We start from the raw sequence: 20,544 nt of genomic DNA on the forward strand, positions 1-20,544 counted from the left end.
ACTCAGAAAGGAGCAGGACGTGAAACTGACAGTCGATACCGATAACAACAAACTGACCCTGAACGAGAGCGGAGTGGTTCGCGAGCTGGAACTCTACACCGACGAGGCCTTCGAGTTGCTATCCCAGCAATGGGTCAACCTCGGCTGGAACCAGAAATACCCCTATACCTTCTCCTGGATGGGCCGCCCGGTAATCCAGCTGCCGGAAGACATGATCCGCATGCAGGAGGTGATCTATAAGGTCAAGCCGGACGTGATAGTCGAGACCGGCGTGGCCCACGGCGGCTCCCTGATCTATTACGCCAGCCTGTTCCAGGCCATGGGCAAGGGCCGGGTGATCGGCATTGACATCGAGATCCGCCCGCACAATCGCAAGGCTATTGAAGAGCATGAGCTGTTCAGTTACCTGACGCTGATCGAAGGCAGCTCGGTTGCCGATGATGTAGTGGCGCAGGTCAAGTCGCTGATCAAGCCCGGGGAAACCGTGTTGGTCATCCTCGACTCGAATCACACCTATGCCCATGTGGCCGAAGAACTGCGCCTGTATTCGCCACTGGTGACCAAGGGCTCCTACATCGTCTCTACCGATGGGGTGATGAAGGAGGTCAAGGATGTACCGCGTGCCGGCAAGGACTGGGGTACCGACAACCCGTCCAACGCGGCTATCGATTTCGCGGCGGGCAATCCGCAGTTTGTCATCGAGCAGCCGGCCTGGCCGTTCAATGAAAGCACCCTGAGCAAGAACATCACCCACTGGCCGGATGCCTGGTTGAAGCGCGTCTAAATGATGGAAAGTGTTGGTGCGCCACTGCAATTAGCCTGCTGTGGCGCGTCAAACTTCCAGTGAAAGCCCTTTTCCTGCTGGTTAAATACTCTAAATCGTTGTTTTGACTGAAATAAAAAAAATGGTTTTTCCTCGCTAAAGCCGCCTAAAGTTGCGCCGGGTAGCGCCGATACAAAGATCGAATGCGAACTTTATGGGGCGTCTGAGCAAAGCAGGCCCAAAGCTCGCAAGCTCAGGCAAACCCAGTTAGTACGGTCCTTTGGAGGCAAACACCATGGCCCTGACAGTCAACACCAACGTAGCGTCGCTGAACACTCAGCGTAACCTCAACACTTCTGCCAAAGGCCTGGACACTTCGCTTCAGCGCCTGTCCACCGGCTTCCGTATCAACAGCGCCAAAGATGACGCTGCTGGCCTGCAGATTTCCAACCGTCTGACCAGCCAGATCAACGGCCTGAACGTGGCCACTCGTAACGCCAACGACGGTATCTCCCTGTCGCAGACCGCTGAAGGCGCCCTGCAGCAGTCCACCGGCATTCTGCAGCGTATGCGTGACTTGGCCCTGCAATCGGCCAACGGTTCCAACGGCGCAACTGAACGTGCAGCCCTCCAGGGTGAAGTGTCCCAGCTGCAACAGGAACTGGACCGCATCGCCGAAACCACTACCTTCGGCGGTCGCAAGATCCTCGACGGTACCTTCGGTTCGCAGAGCTTCCAGGTCGGTGCCAACGCCTTCGAAACCATCAGCGTTTCCGTCGGTGCAGCTTCCGCCTCGCGTATCGGTGCCAGCCGCTTCAACAGCAGCGTATCCAGCGAAACTGCCGCCCAGAGTGGCCTCGCTGCCAGCCAGATCACCGGTTTTGCGGATCTGACTTCTACCGATATCGGCTACGCCTCTTCTCCGGCCAGTACCGATGGTCTGACCATCAAAGGCAAGCTGGGTACCGCTTCGATTTCTCTGGCGGATGGCAGCTCGGCACGTGAACTGTCCAATGCCGTGAATGGTGCTTCGGGTGCTACCGGTGTGACCTCCGCATCGCGCACAGTGGTCCGTCTGCAGCAGGATTCTGACGGTGGTGGCTTCACCAACACAGAAACTACCGGCAACATCAGCTTCACCCTGTACGGCTCGAATAGTGCCGAGGAAGATGATGGTGTGGCGATTTCCGTAGCCATGACCGACTGGAAAGATATGTCCGGTGTGGCCGATGCCATCAACAAGGAAACTGGCCGTACTGGCATCAGTGCCCGTGTGACTAATAGCGGTGCCCTGGAAATGGTCAGTGAGCGCGGTGACAATATTGTCATCAACGAATTCACTGCCAGTGCCGATGGCGGTACCACGCCGATCACTGCCGAGCTACAGAGCATGGCCTTCAATGGTGACAACGGTATCGCCGATACCGAGGATGCCAGCGATACGGTAGGTACTGCTCAGGCGCTGGCCGGTGACGGTACTGATGGTGCGGTGGCCGTAGGCCAGGTGCGCTTCGAGTCGGCGGATTCCTTCGAGGTCGAGAACTTCGACACCATCGATACGACTATCCAGTCCGCTAGCGTGTTCAGCACCCTGGAGTCGGTCGATGAAATCGATATCGGCACCGCCATCGGCGCGCAGAATGCTCTGGGTATCGTCAGTGCGGCGATCTCCAACATCGACAGCCAGCGTGCTCAGCTGGGTGCTGTGCAGAACCGCTTCGAGAACACCATCTCGAACCTGCAGAACATCTCTGAGAACGCCTCGGCTGCTCGTAGCCGGATTCGCGACACTGACTACGCTGCGGAAACTTCGGAACTGACTAAAAACCAGATCCTGCAGCAGGCCGGTACCGCAATCCTGGCACAGGCCAACCAGCTGCCGCAGGCTGTTCTCAGCCTGCTGCAGTAAGGGCAAACGCGCTAGACTGCGGGGAGAAGGGCATAGCTCTTCTCCCCGTTCCCTCATTGTGAGGAGAAATTTATGGACGTTGGCTCAATCAAGAATTCGCTGAACCCGGCGCTTGCCACAGGGCGTTCCGCCTCCGTGGACGCTGCGCGCAAGCAGGTAGTAGGTGCTGAGCCGGCCGGCGAAGAGCGAGCGGCTCAGGCAGCACCAGGCGAAACCGCTAGCATCTCGCGCGAACAGGTTGAAACTGCTGTTTCAACCATCCAAGAGTTCGTGCAATCGGCGCGCCGCAATATCAACTTTTCCCTGGAAGATGGTTCCGGGCGGGTAGTGGTAAAAGTTACCGACGCTACCTCCGGCGATATCATCCGCCAGATCCCCTCGGAAGAGGCTCTGCAGCTTGCAGAGAGCTTGGAAGAGGTTCGCAGTTTGCTGTTCAAGGCCGAAGCCTGACGTCAAGTTTTGGCATGGCTTTTGACTATTAAACGCTCACGAGGCGTTGATAGTCATATTTTTGGCGAGGTGTAACATGGCTGGAATTCTGGGTGTCGGATCGGGTATCGATATCGATAGCATCGTGACAGCGCTGGTGAATGCGGAGAAAGCTCCGAAGACCCTGCAGCTGGATCGACTGGAAAAGGTCACCACCTCGCGCTTCTCTGCGCTTGGCACCCTCAAGGGCTCGCTGAGCAGCCTGCAGGCAACCATCCAGGGCCTGAGCAAGGCTTCGGTCTTCGAGACGCGCACGGCTTCATCCAGCAGTAGCAGCGTACTCACCGCCAAAGCTGCCGCCTCGGCAGATGCCGGCAAGTACAGCATGCAGGTGCAGCAGCTCGCTTCCAGCAGCAAGGTCGCCTTGCAGTCCGTGTCCAGCACCTCAGGCACCACGTTCAATAGTGGCAAGCTGACCATATCGGCCGGCTCGTCCAGTATCGAAGTCGATGTCACGGCAGCCAACAATACCCTCAGTGGGCTTCGCGACAGCATCAACGAAGAAGGCAAGAGCGCAGGGATCAGTGCCACCATCGTCACCGATGCTTCTGGCTCTCGCCTGGTTTTGAGCTCCAATAAGACCGGGGCAGGAAATGACATCACGGTAGCGGCAACGCAGGATGGTGTTACGACGGGCACTGTGGCGCTCACTACGCAGTCATTCCAACCATCAGCCAGTTTGCAGCTACCCAGCTTTGCCGCAGGGGCAACCTCGACGTTTAAGGCTGGTGCCCTGGAAATCACTGCCGGCTCGGTTAGTCTCAATGTGGCGGTTAATGATGGCGACTCCATGGAGGCCATTCGTGACGCCATAAACACCGCAGGCAGCGGCCAAGGTGTTTCTGCCACGATTGAAACCGACTCGTCTGGCGCCCGCCTGGTGCTGAGTTCCACTAATGGAACCGCCTTGGAGGTCAGTGCATCATCGACTGGCGGTGCTACCGGAACCAATGAGCTGACTTCGCTCAATCCGGCCTCTGGTGTTGTCGCGACCTCAAGTGGTCCTAACTCGACCACAGGGGCAGGCGGGGTAATCAGCAAGGCGCAGTCTGCCATTCTTTACGTCGACGGTCTGCAGGTCACCAGTGACAGCAATACGGTCACCACGGCGATCGATGGTCTGACCCTCAATCTGGTCAGCGCCCAAAGTAGCGCCGATCTTCTGGCCGGCAAAACCGTTGATGTCACGGTCGGTGTCGACAAGGGCACGGTGAAAAGCAATGTGCAGAAGTTTGTCGATGCCTATAACAGTCTGATCAGCACGGTCGGGCAACTGAGTGCGGTAGTGCCGGTAACCGACGGTACCCCGGTGACCGGGCCCCTGGTGGGCGATGTCACGGTGCGTGGCCTGATGTCTGGTATTCGTGGCGAACTGGTGAAAATGACCGGTCCTGATGGTGCGCGGGCTCTGGCTGAGCTGGGCATCACCACGCAGAAGGACGGTACGCTGAAGATCGATGACACGACATTGAGTGCTGCCCTGGATAGCAACTTCGAAGGGGTGGCCGAATACTTCAGCGGCAGCAATGGTTTGATGACGCGGCTTGAGAGCAATGTCAGCAACTATCTGAAGAGTGATGGCGTCCTCGATCAGCGCACCAAGTCGCTGTCCGGCACCCTGGCCAATATCGATGATCAGCGCGAAGCGCTGGATATGCGCATCGAGAAAGTTCAGGCGCGTCTGGTGGCGCAGTATTCCGCGATGGACAGCCTGGTTGCGCGCTTGCAGAAGACCAGCGAGAGTCTGACCAGTCAATTGGCGAGTCTGCCGGGCTTTGTGAAGAAGGATTGATAGATGAGCAAGAAACCCATCGATACTTACAAGCAGGTCAAGACCAGTCAGGAAGTATCGCCTTACCGTACCGTGCAGCTGTTGCTCGATGGTGCTCTTGAGCGTGTTCGTCTGGCGCGCCATGCCCAGGCGGAAGGGGATACCGAGATTCGTGGGCTGGCGGTAGGCAGCACCATCACCATCCTGGGTGTACTGCAGGCAGGGCTGGACAAGGATCTGGGCGGTGAAATCGCCGAGAACCTTGATGCCCTCTACGATTACATGACTCGCCAGCTGGCTGGCGTGGCGCTGGATAGCACTCCGCGCAGCCTCGATGAAGTGCATGCGCTGCTAACCCAGATCAAGACTGCCTGGGACGCTATCGGCCCCGAGGTAGAGCCTGCGGCGACCGCCGGCTAATTTGCATTTTTCGTCCTTTCCTGCGTCTTTAGCGTTAAAGCTGTCCACCGGATTGCCGATACATTTGATGTATCCAAGGCAATGTTCAGTGGAGAGATCATGAACGCGATGGCGGCCCTCAAGCAGTATCAAACCGTCAATACCCAAGCGCAGGTTGGCGATGCCAGCCCGCACCGACTGATCCAGATGTTGATGGAAGGTGGCATGTCGCGTCTGGCGCAGGCGCGTGGCGCCATGCAGCATGGTCAGGTGGCAATCAAGGGCGAGCTGATCAGCAAAGCTATTGGTATCATCGGCGGCCTGCGTGAAGGGCTGGATCTGCAGCAGGGTGGCGAAGTCGCCGCCAACCTTGATCGGCTCTACGAATACATGGTTTCTCGTCTGATCGAGGCTAACCTGAACAATGATGTGGCCCTGGTCGATGAAGTGGCGGGGCTGCTGCGTAATGTGAAATCCGGTTGGGATGCCATCAGCCACTAAGGCTTTCCGTGACCGAGGAGAAATCTCATGAGTTCATCTGTGCAGCGTCTCGAAGCCACCGGCAGTGCCTTGCGTGACGCCTTGGCTCGCCAGGATTGGACCGCTATCGGTGAGCTGGATGCGCAATGCCGGCAAGCGGTTGACGAGGCCATGGTCGAGGCGGTGCACGATGAAGGTGTGCTGCGCGAGCGCATGCAAGAGTTGCTCGACCTCTATCGCGAACTGGTGACGATGTGTCAGAGCGAGCAGCGTCGTCTAGCGGGCGAGCTGGTGCAACTCAACCAGTCCCAGCAAGGTGCCAAGGTTTACCAGCTATTCACCTGACCCAGCCCGCTTTGCGGGCTGCAGTGCCTCGTTATTTCCCGCGAATCGAACTTTTATCGCTAAAAAGCAGAAAATTCACGTCATAAAATTGACTCACGCCTGATTTTTGACTTTACTAGTGGCCAATTGCCGGTGTTGCCCACGACCTTAGTGAGCAACTTCATTTCCAGCTCGCGAGTCAGACCCTAATAAGATGTGGCGTGAAACCAAGATCCTGCTGATTGACGACAACAGCGAGCGCCGCCGTGATCTGGCGGTGATTCTCAATTTTCTCGGTGAAGAGCACTTTTCCTGCGCTAGCGCCACATGGCGTGAAGCGGTAGCGCCGCTGGACTCCAGCCGCACCGTGCTCTGCGTGCTGCTGGGCGATGTCCAGGTCAAGGGTGGTGCCCTGGAGCTGCTCAAACAGTTGACCGCCTGGGACGAGAACCTGCCACTGCTGCTGATTGGCGAAGCCGCCCCGGCCGACTGGTCGGAAGATCTGCGCCGCCGCGTGCTGGCCAGCCTGGAGATGCCGGCCAGCTACAACAAGTTGCTCGATTCCCTGCACCGGGCCCAGGTCTACCGCGAGATGTACGACCAGGCGCGCGAGCGCGGCCGGCAGCGTGAGCCCAATCTGTTCCGCAGCCTGGTGGGCACCAGCCGTGCCATCCATCAGGTGCGGCAGATGATGCAGCAGGTCGCCGATACCGAAGCCAGCGTGCTCCTCCTCGGCGAGTCCGGTACCGGCAAGGAAGTGGTCGCGCGCAATCTGCACTACCACTCCAAGCGTCGCGAAGCGCCGTTCGTCCCGGTCAATTGCGGGGCGATTCCCGCTGAGTTGCTGGAAAGCGAACTGTTCGGCCATGAGAAGGGCGCATTCACCGGCGCCATCACCAGCCGTGCCGGGCGTTTCGAGTTGGCCAATGGCGGCACCCTGTTTCTCGACGAGATCGGCGACATGCCGCTGCCGATGCAGGTCAAGCTGCTGCGCGTGCTGCAGGAGCGCACCTTCGAGCGTGTTGGCAGCAACAAGACGCAAAGCGCCGATGTGCGCATCATCGCTGCCACGCACAAAGATCTGGAAAAGATGATCGAAGAGGGCACCTTTCGCGAGGACCTCTACTATCGCCTCAACGTATTCCCCATCGAGATGGCGCCCCTGCGCGAGCGGGTGGAAGACATCCCGTTGCTGATGAACGAGCTGATCTCGCGCATGGAGTTCGAGAAGCGCGGCTCGATTCGCTTCAACTCGGCCTCGATCATGTCGCTGTGCCGCCACGACTGGCCGGGCAACGTCCGTGAGCTGGCCAACCTGGTCGAGCGCATGGCGATCATGCATCCCTATGGGGTGATCGGCGTCGGCGAGCTGCCGAAGAAATTCCGTCATGTCGATGACGAAGACGAACAGCTGGCGACCAGCCTGCGCGAGGAGTTCGAGGAGCGTGCTGCTATTGGTGCGGGGCTGCCTGGCGTCTCCACGGCAGCGATGCTGCCGCCGGAAGGCCTCGACCTCAAGGACTACCTGGGTAACCTCGAACAGGGTCTGATCCAGCAAGCCCTAGACGATGCCGGTGGCGTCGTCGCGCGGGCTGCCGAACGTCTGCGTATCCGCCGTACCACGCTGGTGGAGAAGATGCGCAAGTACGGCATGAGCCGACGGGACGAGGAGGGTGGGGAAGAAGACTGACAAGGTCGCTTCACCCAGCCAATAAAGCCGGAGCTTTGACGCAGTCTCCGGCTTTATTTTTTAAGCATTTGAAAATAAACAATATTTTTTTAGGCACGGCGATTGCTATGACTCTTCTGACTGACCGTCTTCTGACGGTTTGCCAAGCGAGAGAAGAGCATGAGCCAAGCTGCCCAACCATCCCCGAATCCTCAAGCCGTCGTTGCCGCGCCGGTTGAACAGGCCAGTCGCGCCAGCCTGGAGCAGGCGTTCGAGCTGTTCAACCAGATGTCGACGCAGCTCACGGCCTCCTACAGCATGCTTGAGGCACGGGTTACCGAGCTCAAGGGGCAGTTGGCCTTGGTCAGTGCCCAGCGCATGCAGGAGCTGGCGGAAAAGGAGCGCTTGGCCCATCGCCTGCAAAGCCTACTCGACCTGCTCCCCGGTGGGGTGATCGTGATCGACGGCCAGGGCGTGGTCCGCGAGGCCAATCCGGTGGCGCGCACGCTGCTGGTGAAGCCGCTGGTTGGCATGCTCTGGCGTGAAGTCATCAGCCGCAGTTTTGCCCCGCGTGAAGATGATGGTCATGAAATTTCCCTCAAGGATGGCCGCCGGCTGTCCATTGCCACCCGCTCGTTGCATGGCGAGCCGGGGCAGCTGGTGTTGCTTACCGACCTGACGGAAACCCGTCGCCTGCAGGATCAACTCTCCCGTCATGAGCGCCTCTCGGCCCTCGGCCGCATGGTTGCCTCGCTGGCCCACCAGATTCGTACGCCGCTGTCCGCAGCGCTGCTGTATGCCAGCCATCTGACCGAGCAGGCCTTGCCTCTGGAGCAGCAGCAGCGCTTCGCCGGGCGCCTCAAGGAGCGCCTGCATGAGTTGGAGCACCAGGTGCGCGACATGCTGGTGTTTGCCCGCGGCGAGCTGCCTTTACCCAACCGTATCGCACCGTCGGTATTGTTCGATGCCCTGCGCGCCGCTGCCGACGTGCATGTGCAGGGCATGAGCGTACGCTGGCAGTGCGATGCCCGCGCCGGCGAGTTGCTGTGCAACCGCGACACCTTGGTCGGCACCGTGCTCAATCTGATCCAGAACTCGATCCAGGCCGCGGGCCGCGAGGCGCGTTTGAAGATTCACCTGTACGCCCGTGGCAATACCTTGCGCCTGTGCGTCAGCGACAACGGCGACGGCATCGATCCGGCGACCCTGGCGCGCCTCGGCGAACCTTTCTTCACCACCAAGACCACCGGCACCGGCCTCGGCCTGGCCGTGGTTCAGGCCGTGGCACGTGCCCACCAGGGCGAGCTGCAACTGCGCTCACGAGTTGGGCGCGGCACTTGTGCCACCCTCGTTCTGCCGCTGCTGCCTGCAGCGCATCCGGTTTCTCAGGAGTAATGCCATGACTGCCAAAATTCTGCTGGTCGAAGACGACCGCGCGTTGCGCGAGGCGCTGGCCGACACCCTGTTGCTCGGTGGGCATGACCTGCGCGCCGTGGCGTGCGCCGAAGATGCGCTCATAGCGCTGACCGAGGAGGCCTTCAGCCTGGTGGTCAGCGACGTCAACATGCCCGGCATGGATGGCCATCAACTGCTGGGCCTGATCCGCAGTCGTTACCCGCAACTGCCGGTGCTGCTGATGACCGCTTATGGCGCCGTGGAGCGCGCGGTAGATGCGATCCGCCAGGGCGCCGCGGATTACCTGGTCAAACCCTTCGAGCCCAAGGCCCTGCTGGATCTGGTCGCTCGTCACGCACTTGGCCGCCTCAGTGCCAGTGACTGCGATGGTCCGATTGCCTGCGAGCCGGCCAGCCTGCAACTGCTAGAGCTGGCCGCACGGGTGGCGCGCAGCGATTCGACCGTGTTGATCTCCGGTGAGTCCGGTACCGGCAAGGAAGTGTTGGCGCGTTACATTCACCAGCAGTCGCCACGGGCCGGCAAGCCGTTTATCGCGATCAACTGTGCGGCGATTCCGGACAACATGCTCGAGGCCACCCTGTTCGGTCATGAGAAGGGCGCCTTCACCGGCGCCATCGCGGCTCAGCCGGGCAAGTTCGAGCTGGCCGAAGGGGGCACCATTCTGCTCGATGAAATTTCCGAGATGCCCATGGCGCTGCAGGCCAAGCTCCTGCGCGTACTGCAGGAGCGTGAGGTGGAGCGGGTGGGCGCGCGCAAGCCGATCAACCTGGATATCCGCGTGCTGGCCACCACCAACCGGGATCTGGCCGGCGAAGTCGCTGCCGGGCGTTTCCGTGAAGACCTCTACTATCGCCTGTCGGTATTTCCGCTGGCGTGGCGCGCCCTGCGCGAGCGTACCGCCGATATTCTGCCGCTGGCCGAGCGCCTGCTGGCCAAGCATGTCAAAAAAATGAATCACGGCGCCGTGCAGCTTTCCCCACAGGCGCGTGCCTGCCTGATTGCTCACCCCTGGCCGGGTAATGTGCGCGAACTGGATAACGCCATTCAGCGTGCGCTGATCCTGCAGCAGGGCGGGCTGATCCAGCCCCATGACCTGTGTCTGACGGCGCCCATCGGCATGGCGCCGCTGCCGATGACTGCGCCACCGCTGAGCCTGGTGATCAACAGCCCGGCGCCGCTGGAGCAGGAGTCGCCGGTAGAGGCATCCGGCGCCCTGGGTGACGACCTGCGTCGCCGTGAGTTCCAGATGATCATCGACACCCTGCGTTCCGAACGTGGCCGCCGCAAGGAGGCCGCCGAGCGCCTGGGCATCAGCCCGCGCACCCTGCGTTACAAGCTGGCGCAGATGCGTGATGCCGGCATGGATGTCGAGGCCTACCTGTTCGCCAGCTGAGGGCGCCCTTGTGTAGGAGCCAGCTTGCTGGCGATCGGCCACATCCCCATTGATCGCCAGCAAGCTGGCTCCTACGAATAGCGTGGAGCCGGGCTGGCGTGTGGTCCGTTGCTCTGGAAAATGAAGCTACTGATTTTCTGGCACCCTTGTTGCAGATACCTCTCTACAGAGCCGCGCAGCGTCAAAAAACCGCGGCCGCCGGAGAACGATCATGAGTCAAGGTGTCGAGTTCAATCGCCTGATGTTGGAAATGCGCTCCATGCAGATGGAGGCCATGGCCAAGCAGAAGCCGCCTGCTATCAGCGCGCCGGAGCCGGGTGCGCCGAGTTTCTCGGAAATGCTCGGTCAGGCGGTGGGCAAGGTGAGCGAGACCCAGCAGGCTTCGACGCAACTGGCCAATGCCTTCGAGATGGGCCAGGGCGGTGTCGACATCACCGACGTGATGATCGCCTCGCAGAAGGCCAGCGTTTCCTTCCAGGCCATGACCCAGGTGCGCAACAAGCTGGTCCAGGCCTACCAAGACATCATGCAGATGCCGGTTTAACAGAGCGGAATTGAGTCATGGCTGAAGCAGTCGCTGCAAATATGCCCGCCACCACGGCGGCAGAACCGAAGAAACCCTTGCTCGGTTTGTCGTTCCTGGAAAACCTCTCCGACATGTCGATGCTGCGGCAGATCGGCCTGCTGGTCGGCCTGGCCGCCAGCGTGGCGATCGGTTTCGCCGTGGTGCTCTGGTCGCAACAGCCGGATTATCGTCCGCTGTTCAGCAACCTGGCGGGGATGGACACCAACCAGGTCATCGAAACCCTCGCCTCTGCCGATATCGCCTACACCATCGAGCCGAACTCCGGCGCGCTGCTGGTCAAGTCCGAAGACTATGGTCGCGCGCAGCTGAAGCTGGCCGGTGCCGGCGTGGCACCGAGCGACGGCAACATCGGCTTCGAGATCCTCGATCAGGAGCAGGGCCTGGGCACCAGCCAGTTCATGGAGGCCACGCGTTACCGTCGTGGCCTGGAAGGCGAGCTGGCGCGTACCGTCTCCAGCCTGAACAACGTCAAGGGTGCCCGCGTGCACCTGGCCATTCCGAAGAGTTCGGTGTTCGTGCGCGATGAGCGCAAGCCGAGCGCCTCGGTGCTGGTCGAGCTGTACCCGGGTCGTACCCTGGAACCGAGCCAGGTCATGGCCATCGTCAACCTGGTCGCCACTAGCGTGCCGGAGTTGAGCAAATCGCAGATCACCGTGGTCGACCAGAAAGGCAACCTGCTCTCCGATCAGCAGGAAATGTCCGAGCTGACCATGGCCGGCAAGCAGTTCGACTACAGCCGGCGCATGGAAAGCCTGTTCACCCAGCGCGTACACAACATCCTGCAGCCGGTGCTCGGCACGGGTCGCTACAAGGCTGAAGTGTCGGCGGATGTCGACTTCAGTGCGGTCGAATCGACCTCGGAAATGTTCAACCCGGACCAGCCGGCCCTGCGCAGCGAACAGCAGGTCAACGAACAGCGTTCCAGCAGCCTGCCGCCGCAAGGCGTGCCGGGCGCCCTGAGCAATCAGCCACCAGGTGCCGCTGCCGCTCCGGAGCAGGCCGCCGCAGCGCCGGCGCCGCCCGGTCCGATAGCCTCGGGCCAGCCGCTGCTGGATGCCAATGGTCAACAGGTTATCGATCCGGCGACCGGTCTGCCGATGCTGGCACCTTATCCGGCGGACAAGCGCGAGCAGTCCACCCGCAACTTCGAGCTGGACCGTTCGATCAGCTACACCAAGCAGCAGCAGGGTCGCCTCAAGCGTCTGTCGGTGGCGGTGGTGCTCGACGATCAGGTCAAGATCAACGCAGAAACCGGCGAAACCACGCGTGCGCCCTGGAGTGCCGAGGAGCTGGCACGCTTTACCCGCCTGGTGCAGGACGCCGTGGGCTTCGATGCCAGCCGTGGTGACAGCGTCAGCGTGATCAACACCTCGTTCACCACCGATCTGGCCGATGTCGTCGAGCTGCCCTGGTACCAGAACGAGCTGTTCCTGATGGCCATGGGCTCGCTGAGACAGCTGGTGCCGGCGCTGCTGATCTTCATCCTGGTCTGGTTCGTCCTGCGCCCGGTGATGAAGAACATCGCCAACCCGAACAAAGGCGGGGCTGGCGCCGGCGGTGACGTCGAACTGGGTGATATGGGTGGCCTGGACGGTGAACTGTCGGCCGACCGTGTCAGCCTTGGTGGTCCGCAGAGCATCCTGCTGCCGAGCCCGTCCGAGGGGTATGATGCACAATTGAACGCCATCAAGAGCCTGGTGGCAGAAGATCCGGGTCGCGTGGCCCAGGTTGTGAAAGAGTGGATCAACGCCGATGAGTAACGAAAACGCCCGCCTCACCAAGCTGAGCAAGGTCGACAAGGCCGCCATCCTCCTGCTGTCGCTCGGCGAGACCGATGCCGCGCAGGTGCTGCGCCACCTCGGGCCAAAGGAAGTGCAGCGGGTCGGCGTGGCCATGGCCGGCATGCGCAATGTGCAGCGCGAACAGGTCGAGCAGGTGATGGGCGAGTTCGTCGACATCGTCGGCGACCAGACCAGTCTGGGCGTGGGCTCCGATGCCTATATCCGCAAGATGCTCACCGCGGCCCTGGGCGAAGACAAGGCCGGCAACCTGATCGACCGTATTCTCCTCGGCGGCAGCACCAGTGGTCTGGACAGCCTGAAGTGGATGGAACCGCGCGCCGTGGCCGACGTGATCCGCTACGAACATCCACAGATCCAGGCCATCGTGGTCGCCTACCTCGACCCGGATCAGGCCGGCGAAGTGCTTGGCCACTTCGATCACAAGGTGCGCCTGGACATCGTCCTGCGCGTGTCCTCGCTGAATACCGTGCAACCGGCGGCGCTCAAGGAACTCAACCTGATTCTAGAGAAGCAGTTCTCCGGCAGCTCCAACACCACCCGCGCCAACCTCGGCGGGGTCAAGCGCGCTGCGGACATCATGAACTTCCTCGACAGCTCGATCGAAGGCCAACTGATGGACTCGATCCGCGAAGTCGACGAAGACCTGTCGACCCAGATCGAAGACCTGATGTTCGTCTTCGACAACCTCGCCGATGTCGACGACAAGGGTATCCAGGCGCTGCTGCGCGAGGTGTCGTCCGATGTGCTGGTGCTGGCGCTTAAGGGCGCCGACGAGGCGATCAAGGAAAAAGTCTTCAAGAACATGTCCAAACGCGCCGCCGAGCTGCTGCGCGACGACCTGGACGCCAAGGGGCCGGTTCGCGTCAGCGACGTCGAGACCGCGCAGAAGGAAATCCTCACCATTGCCCGTCGCATGGCCGAGTCCGGCGAGATCGTTCTCGGCGGCGCGGGCGGCGAAGCGATGATCTAAGCGGCGGACGCAGGCATGGCCCCCAAGGAAGTCCCCAGCGAGCTGATTCGCGCCAAGGATGTCGGCGGCTTCGACCGCTGGGCCTTGCCCAGCTTCGATCCCGCCGTGGAAGTGCCGGCCGAGCCGGAGCCTGAACCGGTTGCCGAGGCGGAGTTACAGCCGCAGGTGGAAGAAGTTGCCATCGAGCAAGTCAAACCGCTGACGCTCGATGAGGTCGAGGCGATTCGCCAGGATGCCTACAACGAAGGTTTTTCCACTGGCGAGAAGGACGGCTTCCACGCCGGCCAGCTCAAGGCCAAACAGGAAGGCGACGCCGCCCTGGCGCTCAAGCTCAAGAGCCTGGAACAGCTGATGGAGCAACTGCTGGAGCCGATTGCCAACCAGGATCAGGAGCTGGAGCAGGCGCTGGTCAACCTGGTCAGCCAGATGACCCGTCAGGTGATCCAGCGCGAGCTGACGACCGACTCCAGTCAGATCCGCAGTGTGCTGCGCGAGGCGCTCGTCCTGCTGCCGATGGGCGCCAGCAATATCCGTATCCATATTCATCCGCAGGATTTCGAGCTGGTCAAAGCCCTGCGCGAGCGCCATGAAGAAAACTGGCGGATTGTCGAGGACGAATCCCTGCTGCCTGGCGGTTGCCGGGTAGAGAGCGAGCACAGTCGCATCGATGCGAGCATCGAGACACGCATGGCGCTGGCCCTCAAGCAGTTGTTCGAGCAGCAGCGCACGCAGGTGACCAGTCCGCCCGAGACGGATATCCATGTGGACCTGGACATGCCCGATGCGCCTTGAGCGGATCAGCTTCGCCAAGCGCCTGGCTGGCTACAGCGAGGCCGTCGAATTGCCCAGCCAGCCGGTGGTCGAGGGACGCCTGCTGCGCATGGTCGGTCTTACCCTGGAGGCCGAAGGCCTGCGTGCCGCGCTGGGCAGTCGTTGCCTGGTGATCAACGACGACAGCTACCACCCGGTACAGGTGGAGGCCGAAGTGATGGGCTTCTCCGCCGGCAAGATCTTCCTCATGCCGGTCGGCAGCCTGGCCGGGATTGCCCCGGGCGCACGGGTGGTGCCGCTGCCGGATGCCGGGCGCCTGCCGATGGGCATGTCGATGCTCGGTCGCGTACTCGACGGTGCCGGTCGCGCCCTGGATGGTAAGGGCGGGATGAAGGCCGAGGACTGGGTGCCGATGGATGGCCCAGCGATCAACCCGCTCAATCGTCACCCGATCAGCGAGCCGCTGGATGTTGGTATTCGCTGCATCAACGGCCTGCTCACCGTCGGCCGCGGCCAGCGCCTGGGCCTGTTCGCCGGTACTGGCGTGGGTAAGTCGGTGCTGCTGGGCATGATGACCCGCTTCACCGAGGCGGACATCATCGTGGTCGGCCTGATCGGCGAACGCGGCCGCGAGGTCAAGGAATTCATCGACGAGATTCTTGGCGAGGAGGGCATCAAGCGCTCGGTGGTGGTGGCTTCGCCTGCCGATGACGCGCCGTTGATGCGCCTGCGTGCGGCCATGTACTGCACGCGGATCGCCGAATATTTTCGCGACAAGGGCAAGAACGTCCTGCTGCTGATGGACTCGCTGACCCGCTTCGCCCAGGCCCAGCGCGAGATCGCCCTGGCCATCGGTGAACCACCGGCGACCAAGGGCTATCCGCCTTCGGTCTTCGCCCGCCTGCCCAAGCTGGTGGAGCGTGCCGGCAATGCCGAGGCCGGCGGGGGTTCGATTACCGCGTTCTACACCGTGCTCAGCGAGGGCGACGACCAGCAGGACCCGATCGCCGATGCCGCCCGTGGTGTGCTCGATGGCCACTTCGTGCTGTCGCGCCGGCTGGCCGAGGAGGGGCATTACCCGGCCATCGACATCGAAGCCTCGATCAGCCGGGTCATGCCGCAGGTGGTCAGCGCCGAGCATATGAAGCTGGCTCAGCGCTTCAAGCAGCTGTGGTCGCGTTATCAGCAAAGTCGCGATCTGATCAGCGTCGGCGCCTATGTGCCGGGCGGTGATGCCGATACTGATCTGGCCATCGCGCGCCAACCGGCCATGGCCCGCTACCTGCGCCAGGGCCTGCAGGAGAGCGAAGGGCTCGACGCCAGCGCCATGCAGTTGAGCCAGGTCTTCAACCCCACGGCGCAGGCCTGATAAATGGCCAACAGTCGTGCCGCGCGCCTGGCGCCGGTGATCGAGATGGCCGAGCGCGCCGAGCGCGAAGCCGCCCGCCAGCTGGGTCACTGCCAGGGCCTGCTGGGCAAGGCCGAGGCGCAACTCGGCGAACTCGAACGTTACCGTGGCGACTACCAGCAGCAGTGGATCACCGAAGGCCGCCAGGGCGTGTCCGGGCAGTGGCTGATGAACTACCAGCGTTTCCTCTCGCAACTGGAGTCTGCCATCGGCCAGCAACATCAGAGTGTCAACTGGCATCGCGAAAATCTGGCCAAGGCGCGCAGCATCTGGCAACAGCGCTATGCTCGTTTGGAGGGCCTACGCAAGCTGGTGCAACGTTACCTCGATGAGGCGCGCCTGGCTGAAGACAAACGCGAGCAAAAGCTGCTCGACGAACTGGCCCAACGCCTGCCTATGCGTGATCAACGATGATCGCGGTTGCTCGCTGTGACAGCCGGTGCTAAATCTGTCGCAGCACAGCACATACAAATAACAAGGAGTGCTTCATGAGCATCAGCGCACTGCCCTCGAATGACGGACAGGAACTGACCATTCAGATTCAGGGGCGCTTCGATTTTTCGGCGCACCAGGAATTCCGCGACGCTTACGAGCGCGTGAACATGACTCCCAAACGCTATGTGGTGGATCTCAAAGCAGCCACCTACCTCGACAGCTCGGCACTGGGCATGCTCCTGCTGTTGCGTGACCATGCCGGTGGCGACCATGCGCGCATCAGCCTGGTCAACTGCAACCCGGATGTGCGCAAGATTTTGTCCATCTCCAACTTCGAACAGCTGTTCCAGATCGGCTGAGCCAGCATGCCGACGCGCTTGTCCATCCTGATCGCCGAGGACAACGCTGCGGATCGCATGCTGCTGTCCACCATCGTCAATCGCCAGGGGCATCGCGCGCTGACCGCCAGCAATGGTCTGGAGGCGGTCATGCTATTCGAGCAGGAGCGTCCGCAGCTGGTGCTGATGGATGCGCTGATGCCGGTGATGGACGGTTTCGAGGCGGCGCGGCGGATCAAGGCCTGCGCCGGCGAGTCTCTGGTGCCGATCATCTTCCTCACCTCGCTGACTGAGAGCGAAGCGCTGGTGCGTTGCCTGGAGGCGGGCGACGACTTCCTCGCCAAGCCCTACAACCGGGTCATTCTGGAAGCCAAGATCCGCGCCATGGATCGCCTGCGTCGCTTGCAGGATACGGTGATGCAGCAGCGCGATCTGATCGCCAAGCACAACGAGCACCTGCTCACCGAGCAGCGGGTGGCCAAGGCGGTATTCGACAAGGTGGCGCACTCGGGCTGCCTGAATGCGCCGAACATCCGCTACCTGCAGTCGCCCTTTGCCCTGTTCAACGGTGATCTGCTGCTGGCAGCCTTCAAGCCTTCGGGTGGCATGCATGTGCTGCTCGGCGATTTCACCGGCCATGGCTTGCCGGCGGCCATCGGCGCCATGCCTCTGGCGGAAGTGTTCTACGGCATGACCGCCAAGGGTTTTTCCATGGCGGAAATCCTCCGTGAGATGAATGCCAAGCTCAAACGCATCCTGCCGGTGGGCGTGTTCTGCTGCGCGACCCTGCTCAACCTGAGCTTCCAGCGCCGGGTGGTGGAAGTGTGGAATGGTGGCTTGCCCGATGGCTATCTGTACCACGCGGCGACCGGCGAGCGCACTGCGCTGGTCTCGCGCCACCTGCCGCTGGGCGTGCTGGAGTCTGCCAGCTTCAATGACCATTACGAGGTGCATCCGCTGGCCTTGGGCGATCGGCTGTTCCTGTTCTCCGATGGGGTGCTGGAAACCTGCGACAGCGACGGGCAACTGTTCGGCGAGCAGCGCCTGCAGGCGATTTTCGCGGGACAGCATCCAGCCGAGCGCCTGTTCGACGAGATCCAGCTGGCGCTGGCGGCGTTCCGCGGCGAGGCCCAGGACGATGTGAGCATGATCGAACTCGGCCTGATCGAGGAGGGCGGGCTGAGCCGACCACCCCTGGCGTTCTCCGATAGCGGCCTGAGCAGCCCGCTGGACTGGTCGGCCAGTTTCGAGTTCCGCGCGCAAACCCTCAAACGCTTCAATCCGCTGCCTTTCCTGTTGCAGCTGCTGCTCGAAGTGCAGGGCCTGCGCACCCAAGGCGGGGCGCTGTATACGGTGCTGGCCGAGCTGTACTCCAATGCCCTTGAGCATGGTGTGCTGGGCCTGGACTCGGCGCTCAAGTGCAATGCCGATGGCTTTGCCCATTACTACCAGCAACGCGCCACGCGCCTGGGCGAACTGCAGGACGGTTATGTGCGCTTTCATCTGGAGCTCTTGCCGCAGGCCGATGGCGGGCGTTTGCGCGTGCGGGTCGAGGACAGTGGCTGTGGTTTCGATGTTGCCGGTGCTATGGATTGCACGCAGATGAGCGCCGGGCTCAGTGGCCGTGGCTTGCGCCTGGTGCGCCAGCTGGCCCAGCACTGCGAGTGGTCGGCGGACGGTCGCGGGGTAAGCGTGGAGTTCTGCTGGTCGGCTCAGGCATAATCGCCGCTCGTGATCAAGGAGTGAGCAGGTGTCCGACCTCCACCTCGACAACAATGTGCTGGCCGCGCTGCAGGATGTCATGGAAGACGAGTATCCGGTGCTACTGGATACTTTTCTGGCCGACTCCGATGAGCGCCTGCGTAGTCTGCAGCATGCCCTGCAGGCTGCCGATGCTCAGGCCTTGCGTCTGGCTGCGCACAGCTTTAAAGGCAGCTGCAGTAACATGGGCGCGCCGCTACTGGCGGGCCTGTGCAAGCAGCTGGAAGAGGCTGCCCGTCGTGAACAGCTGGATGTGGCGCCTGGGCTGATCGAGCAGGTCGAACGCGAGTTCGCCATTGTGCGCATCCTGTTTCGCGCCGAGCGCCAGCGTTACCGCTAGTTTCCGCCCTCTATTGCCCTCTCTCTGGCATGTTCTTGGTCGCGCATCAGGAATCTGGCCCACTGCTTGCTATATCCCGGTACGACCCAACCAAAAACGGAGAGTACCCATGTCCGTTGCACCGGATTTCCTGTTACAGACCGCACCCGATGTGCGGCCCAAGGCCGCCGTGGCAAAGCCTCCTTCTAGTGCGCCGGAGCCCGTCAAAAACGAGGCTTCCAGCTTTGCCGAGGTGTACGCCAAGGAACGTCAGAGTAAGGTGGCCGAGCGCAAGGAGGCGGCTGCCAAGTCCAGCTCTGAGCCTGCTGATGAGGGCAAATCGGCAGAGCCAGCGAGCGGCGAAACTGCCACGGAGCAGCCAGTCGTTGCCGATAGCGGCAAGGCCTTGCCGGAGGAGGGTGTGGCAGAGGAAGCGTCGACCCTCGACCCTCTGCTGTTGATGGCCATGACAGGCCAGTTGCCCGTCGACGAGGCCTCGGTAGCCGTGGTTGATGGTGAGATTTTGCCCGTGGTTGAGGGCGAGGTCGTCACCGCTACTGCTACCGATACCGCTCTGCCAACCCTGCTGCCCACCACCCCGCTGGTGAACAGTGCCGCACCGGCGACACTCACCGAAGCCAGCCATGATCCCGAGCTGGATATGCTCAACACTCTGCCAGGCGTGCGTATGGCGCTGGAGATAGGGGCGCAAAACCAGGCGGCGGCTCAGCAGCAGTTGAGTCCAGGCGCTCTGGCGGCGCAGCAGGCGGTCAACCCGAGTGAGGGCTTTGCCAATGCTCTGGCGGCAATGGCAGGTGATGCCGTACCCGCCGAAGAGGGTGAAAGCAGCGAGCTGGATGTGGCCGAACTGCTTGGCGAGAGCGTGGAAAGCAGCCTGCCGGGTGTGCGTGAGGGGCAGACGGACGCACGCGCCGATGCCCTGGCCAGCAAGCTCAGCGCGCTGAGCCAGGCGATTGCTCAGCAGACCACTCAGGCGCAGCGTTTGCCGCTGGTGCCAGGGCAGGCCGTCGCCATGCAGCAGGGCGCGTGGAGTGAGGCAGTGGTCGACCGTGTCATGTGGCTGTCCAGCCAGAACCTCAAGTCGGCGGAGATCCAGCTCGACCCGGCCGAGCTGGGGCGCCTGGAAGTGCGCATCGAGATGAACAAGGATCAGGCCGCCCAGGTGACCTTCATCAGTGCCAACGCCAACGTGCGTGACCAGCTGGAAGGGCAGATGCAGCGCCTGCGTGACATGTTCACCCAGCAGGGCATGGGGCAGCTCGATGTCAACGTCTCCGATCAGTCGCTGGCTCGCGGCTGGCAGGGTGGGGGTGAGGATTCCCAGCGTCAGTCCGGCCGCTCCGGTGGTTCCGGTATGGAGGGCGAGGATGAATTGCTCAGTGGCATCAGCGAGGTTCGCAGCCCCACCAGCAGCGCTCCGCGTGGTTTGGTGGACTACTACGCCTGACCTGTTGCACCTCGCTTCAAGGTAAAAAAACTGCGCCCGGTGCCGAGAAAAGCACCGGGCGCAGTCGTTTTCG

General features: G+C 61.8%; 20 protein-coding genes. All 20 read left to right on the top strand.

Annotated elements, in window-relative coordinates:
- The first annotated feature begins 19 nt into the window (after positions 1-19).
- A complete protein-coding gene (locus LRS11_RS15195; protein ID WP_260493764.1) occupies positions 20-784 on the top strand; it encodes a cephalosporin hydroxylase family protein in 765 nt (254 codons plus the stop codon).
- A gap of 274 nt (positions 785-1,058) precedes the next feature.
- Complete coding sequence (locus LRS11_RS22365) at positions 1,059-2,672, top strand: flagellin (protein ID WP_312026976.1); 1,614 nt, start codon at positions 1,059-1,061, stop codon at positions 2,670-2,672.
- A 72-nt stretch (positions 2,673-2,744) separates the two neighbouring features.
- Positions 2,745-3,122, top strand: a complete 378-nt coding sequence (locus LRS11_RS15215; protein ID WP_260493765.1) for a flagellar protein FlaG — start codon at positions 2,745-2,747, stop codon at positions 3,120-3,122.
- Between the two features lie 76 nt (positions 3,123-3,198).
- Entirely contained in the window at positions 3,199-4,953 is a 1,755-nt protein-coding gene (fliD, locus tag LRS11_RS15220) for a flagellar filament capping protein FliD (protein WP_260493766.1), read from the top strand.
- Positions 4,954-4,956: 3 nt separating this feature from the next.
- A complete protein-coding gene (gene fliS, locus LRS11_RS15225) occupies positions 4,957-5,352 on the top strand; it encodes a flagellar export chaperone FliS (protein ID WP_260493767.1) in 396 nt (131 codons plus the stop codon).
- 99 nt (positions 5,353-5,451) lie between these two features.
- Positions 5,452-5,832, top strand: a complete 381-nt coding sequence (gene fliS / locus LRS11_RS15230; RefSeq protein ID WP_173205908.1) for a flagellar export chaperone FliS — start codon at positions 5,452-5,454, stop codon at positions 5,830-5,832.
- Between the two features lie 27 nt (positions 5,833-5,859).
- Entirely contained in the window at positions 5,860-6,156 is a 297-nt protein-coding gene (locus LRS11_RS15235; protein WP_260493768.1) for a flagellar protein FliT, read from the top strand.
- Between the two features lie 193 nt (positions 6,157-6,349).
- The gene (locus LRS11_RS15240) at positions 6,350-7,825 is read left to right on the top strand and encodes a sigma-54 dependent transcriptional regulator (RefSeq protein ID WP_260493769.1); all 1,476 of its coding nucleotides are present in this window, start codon (positions 6,350-6,352) and stop codon (positions 7,823-7,825) included.
- A 159-nt stretch (positions 7,826-7,984) separates the two neighbouring features.
- The gene (locus LRS11_RS15245) at positions 7,985-9,199 is read left to right on the top strand and encodes a sensor histidine kinase (RefSeq protein WP_260493770.1); all 1,215 of its coding nucleotides are present in this window, start codon (positions 7,985-7,987) and stop codon (positions 9,197-9,199) included.
- A 4-nt stretch (positions 9,200-9,203) separates the two neighbouring features.
- Positions 9,204-10,613, top strand: coding sequence for a sigma-54-dependent response regulator transcription factor FleR (gene fleR / locus LRS11_RS15250; protein ID WP_260493771.1), 1,410 nt, complete (start codon positions 9,204-9,206; stop codon positions 10,611-10,613).
- Positions 10,614-10,824: 211 nt separating this feature from the next.
- Positions 10,825-11,157: a flagellar hook-basal body complex protein FliE gene (gene fliE, locus LRS11_RS15255; protein ID WP_260493772.1), complete on the top strand. Its 333-nt coding sequence runs from the start codon at positions 10,825-10,827 to the stop codon at positions 11,155-11,157.
- A gap of 17 nt (positions 11,158-11,174) precedes the next feature.
- Positions 11,175-12,959 carry a flagellar basal-body MS-ring/collar protein FliF gene (gene fliF / locus LRS11_RS15260; RefSeq protein ID WP_260493773.1) on the top strand — a complete coding sequence of 595 codons (1,785 nt, stop codon included), beginning with the start codon at positions 11,175-11,177 and terminating at the stop codon, positions 12,957-12,959.
- Positions 12,952-13,971, top strand: a complete 1,020-nt coding sequence (gene fliG, locus LRS11_RS15265) for a flagellar motor switch protein FliG (protein ID WP_260493774.1) — start codon at positions 12,952-12,954, stop codon at positions 13,969-13,971. Before fliF ends, fliG begins: the two co-directional genes overlap by 8 nt.
- A 15-nt stretch (positions 13,972-13,986) precedes the next feature.
- Positions 13,987-14,763, top strand: a complete 777-nt coding sequence (fliH, locus tag LRS11_RS15270; protein ID WP_260493775.1) for a flagellar assembly protein FliH — start codon at positions 13,987-13,989, stop codon at positions 14,761-14,763.
- On the top strand, positions 14,753-16,111 hold the full coding sequence (gene fliI / locus LRS11_RS15275; protein WP_260496930.1) for a flagellar protein export ATPase FliI: 1,359 nt from the start codon (positions 14,753-14,755) through the stop codon (positions 16,109-16,111). Before fliH ends, fliI begins: the two co-directional genes overlap by 11 nt.
- Before the next feature lie 3 nt (positions 16,112-16,114).
- A complete protein-coding gene (gene fliJ / locus LRS11_RS15280) occupies positions 16,115-16,564 on the top strand; it encodes a flagellar export protein FliJ (protein WP_260493776.1) in 450 nt (149 codons plus the stop codon).
- A 74-nt stretch (positions 16,565-16,638) separates the two neighbouring features.
- Complete coding sequence (locus tag LRS11_RS15285) at positions 16,639-16,944, top strand: STAS domain-containing protein (protein WP_260493777.1); 306 nt, start codon at positions 16,639-16,641, stop codon at positions 16,942-16,944.
- Positions 16,945-16,950: 6 nt separating this feature from the next.
- Positions 16,951-18,645: a fused response regulator/phosphatase gene (locus tag LRS11_RS15290; protein ID WP_260493778.1), complete on the top strand. Its 1,695-nt coding sequence runs from the start codon at positions 16,951-16,953 to the stop codon at positions 18,643-18,645.
- A gap of 28 nt (positions 18,646-18,673) precedes the next feature.
- Entirely contained in the window at positions 18,674-19,024 is a 351-nt protein-coding gene (locus LRS11_RS15295) for an Hpt domain-containing protein (RefSeq protein ID WP_260493779.1), read from the top strand.
- A 109-nt stretch (positions 19,025-19,133) separates the two neighbouring features.
- The gene (locus LRS11_RS15300) at positions 19,134-20,471 is read left to right on the top strand and encodes a flagellar hook-length control protein FliK (RefSeq protein WP_260493780.1); all 1,338 of its coding nucleotides are present in this window, start codon (positions 19,134-19,136) and stop codon (positions 20,469-20,471) included.
- The last annotated feature ends 73 nt before the right edge of the window (positions 20,472-20,544 follow it).

The organism is Pseudomonas sp. J452 (assembly GCF_024666525.1).
Taxonomy (GTDB): Bacteria; Pseudomonadota; Gammaproteobacteria; order Pseudomonadales; family Pseudomonadaceae; genus Aquipseudomonas.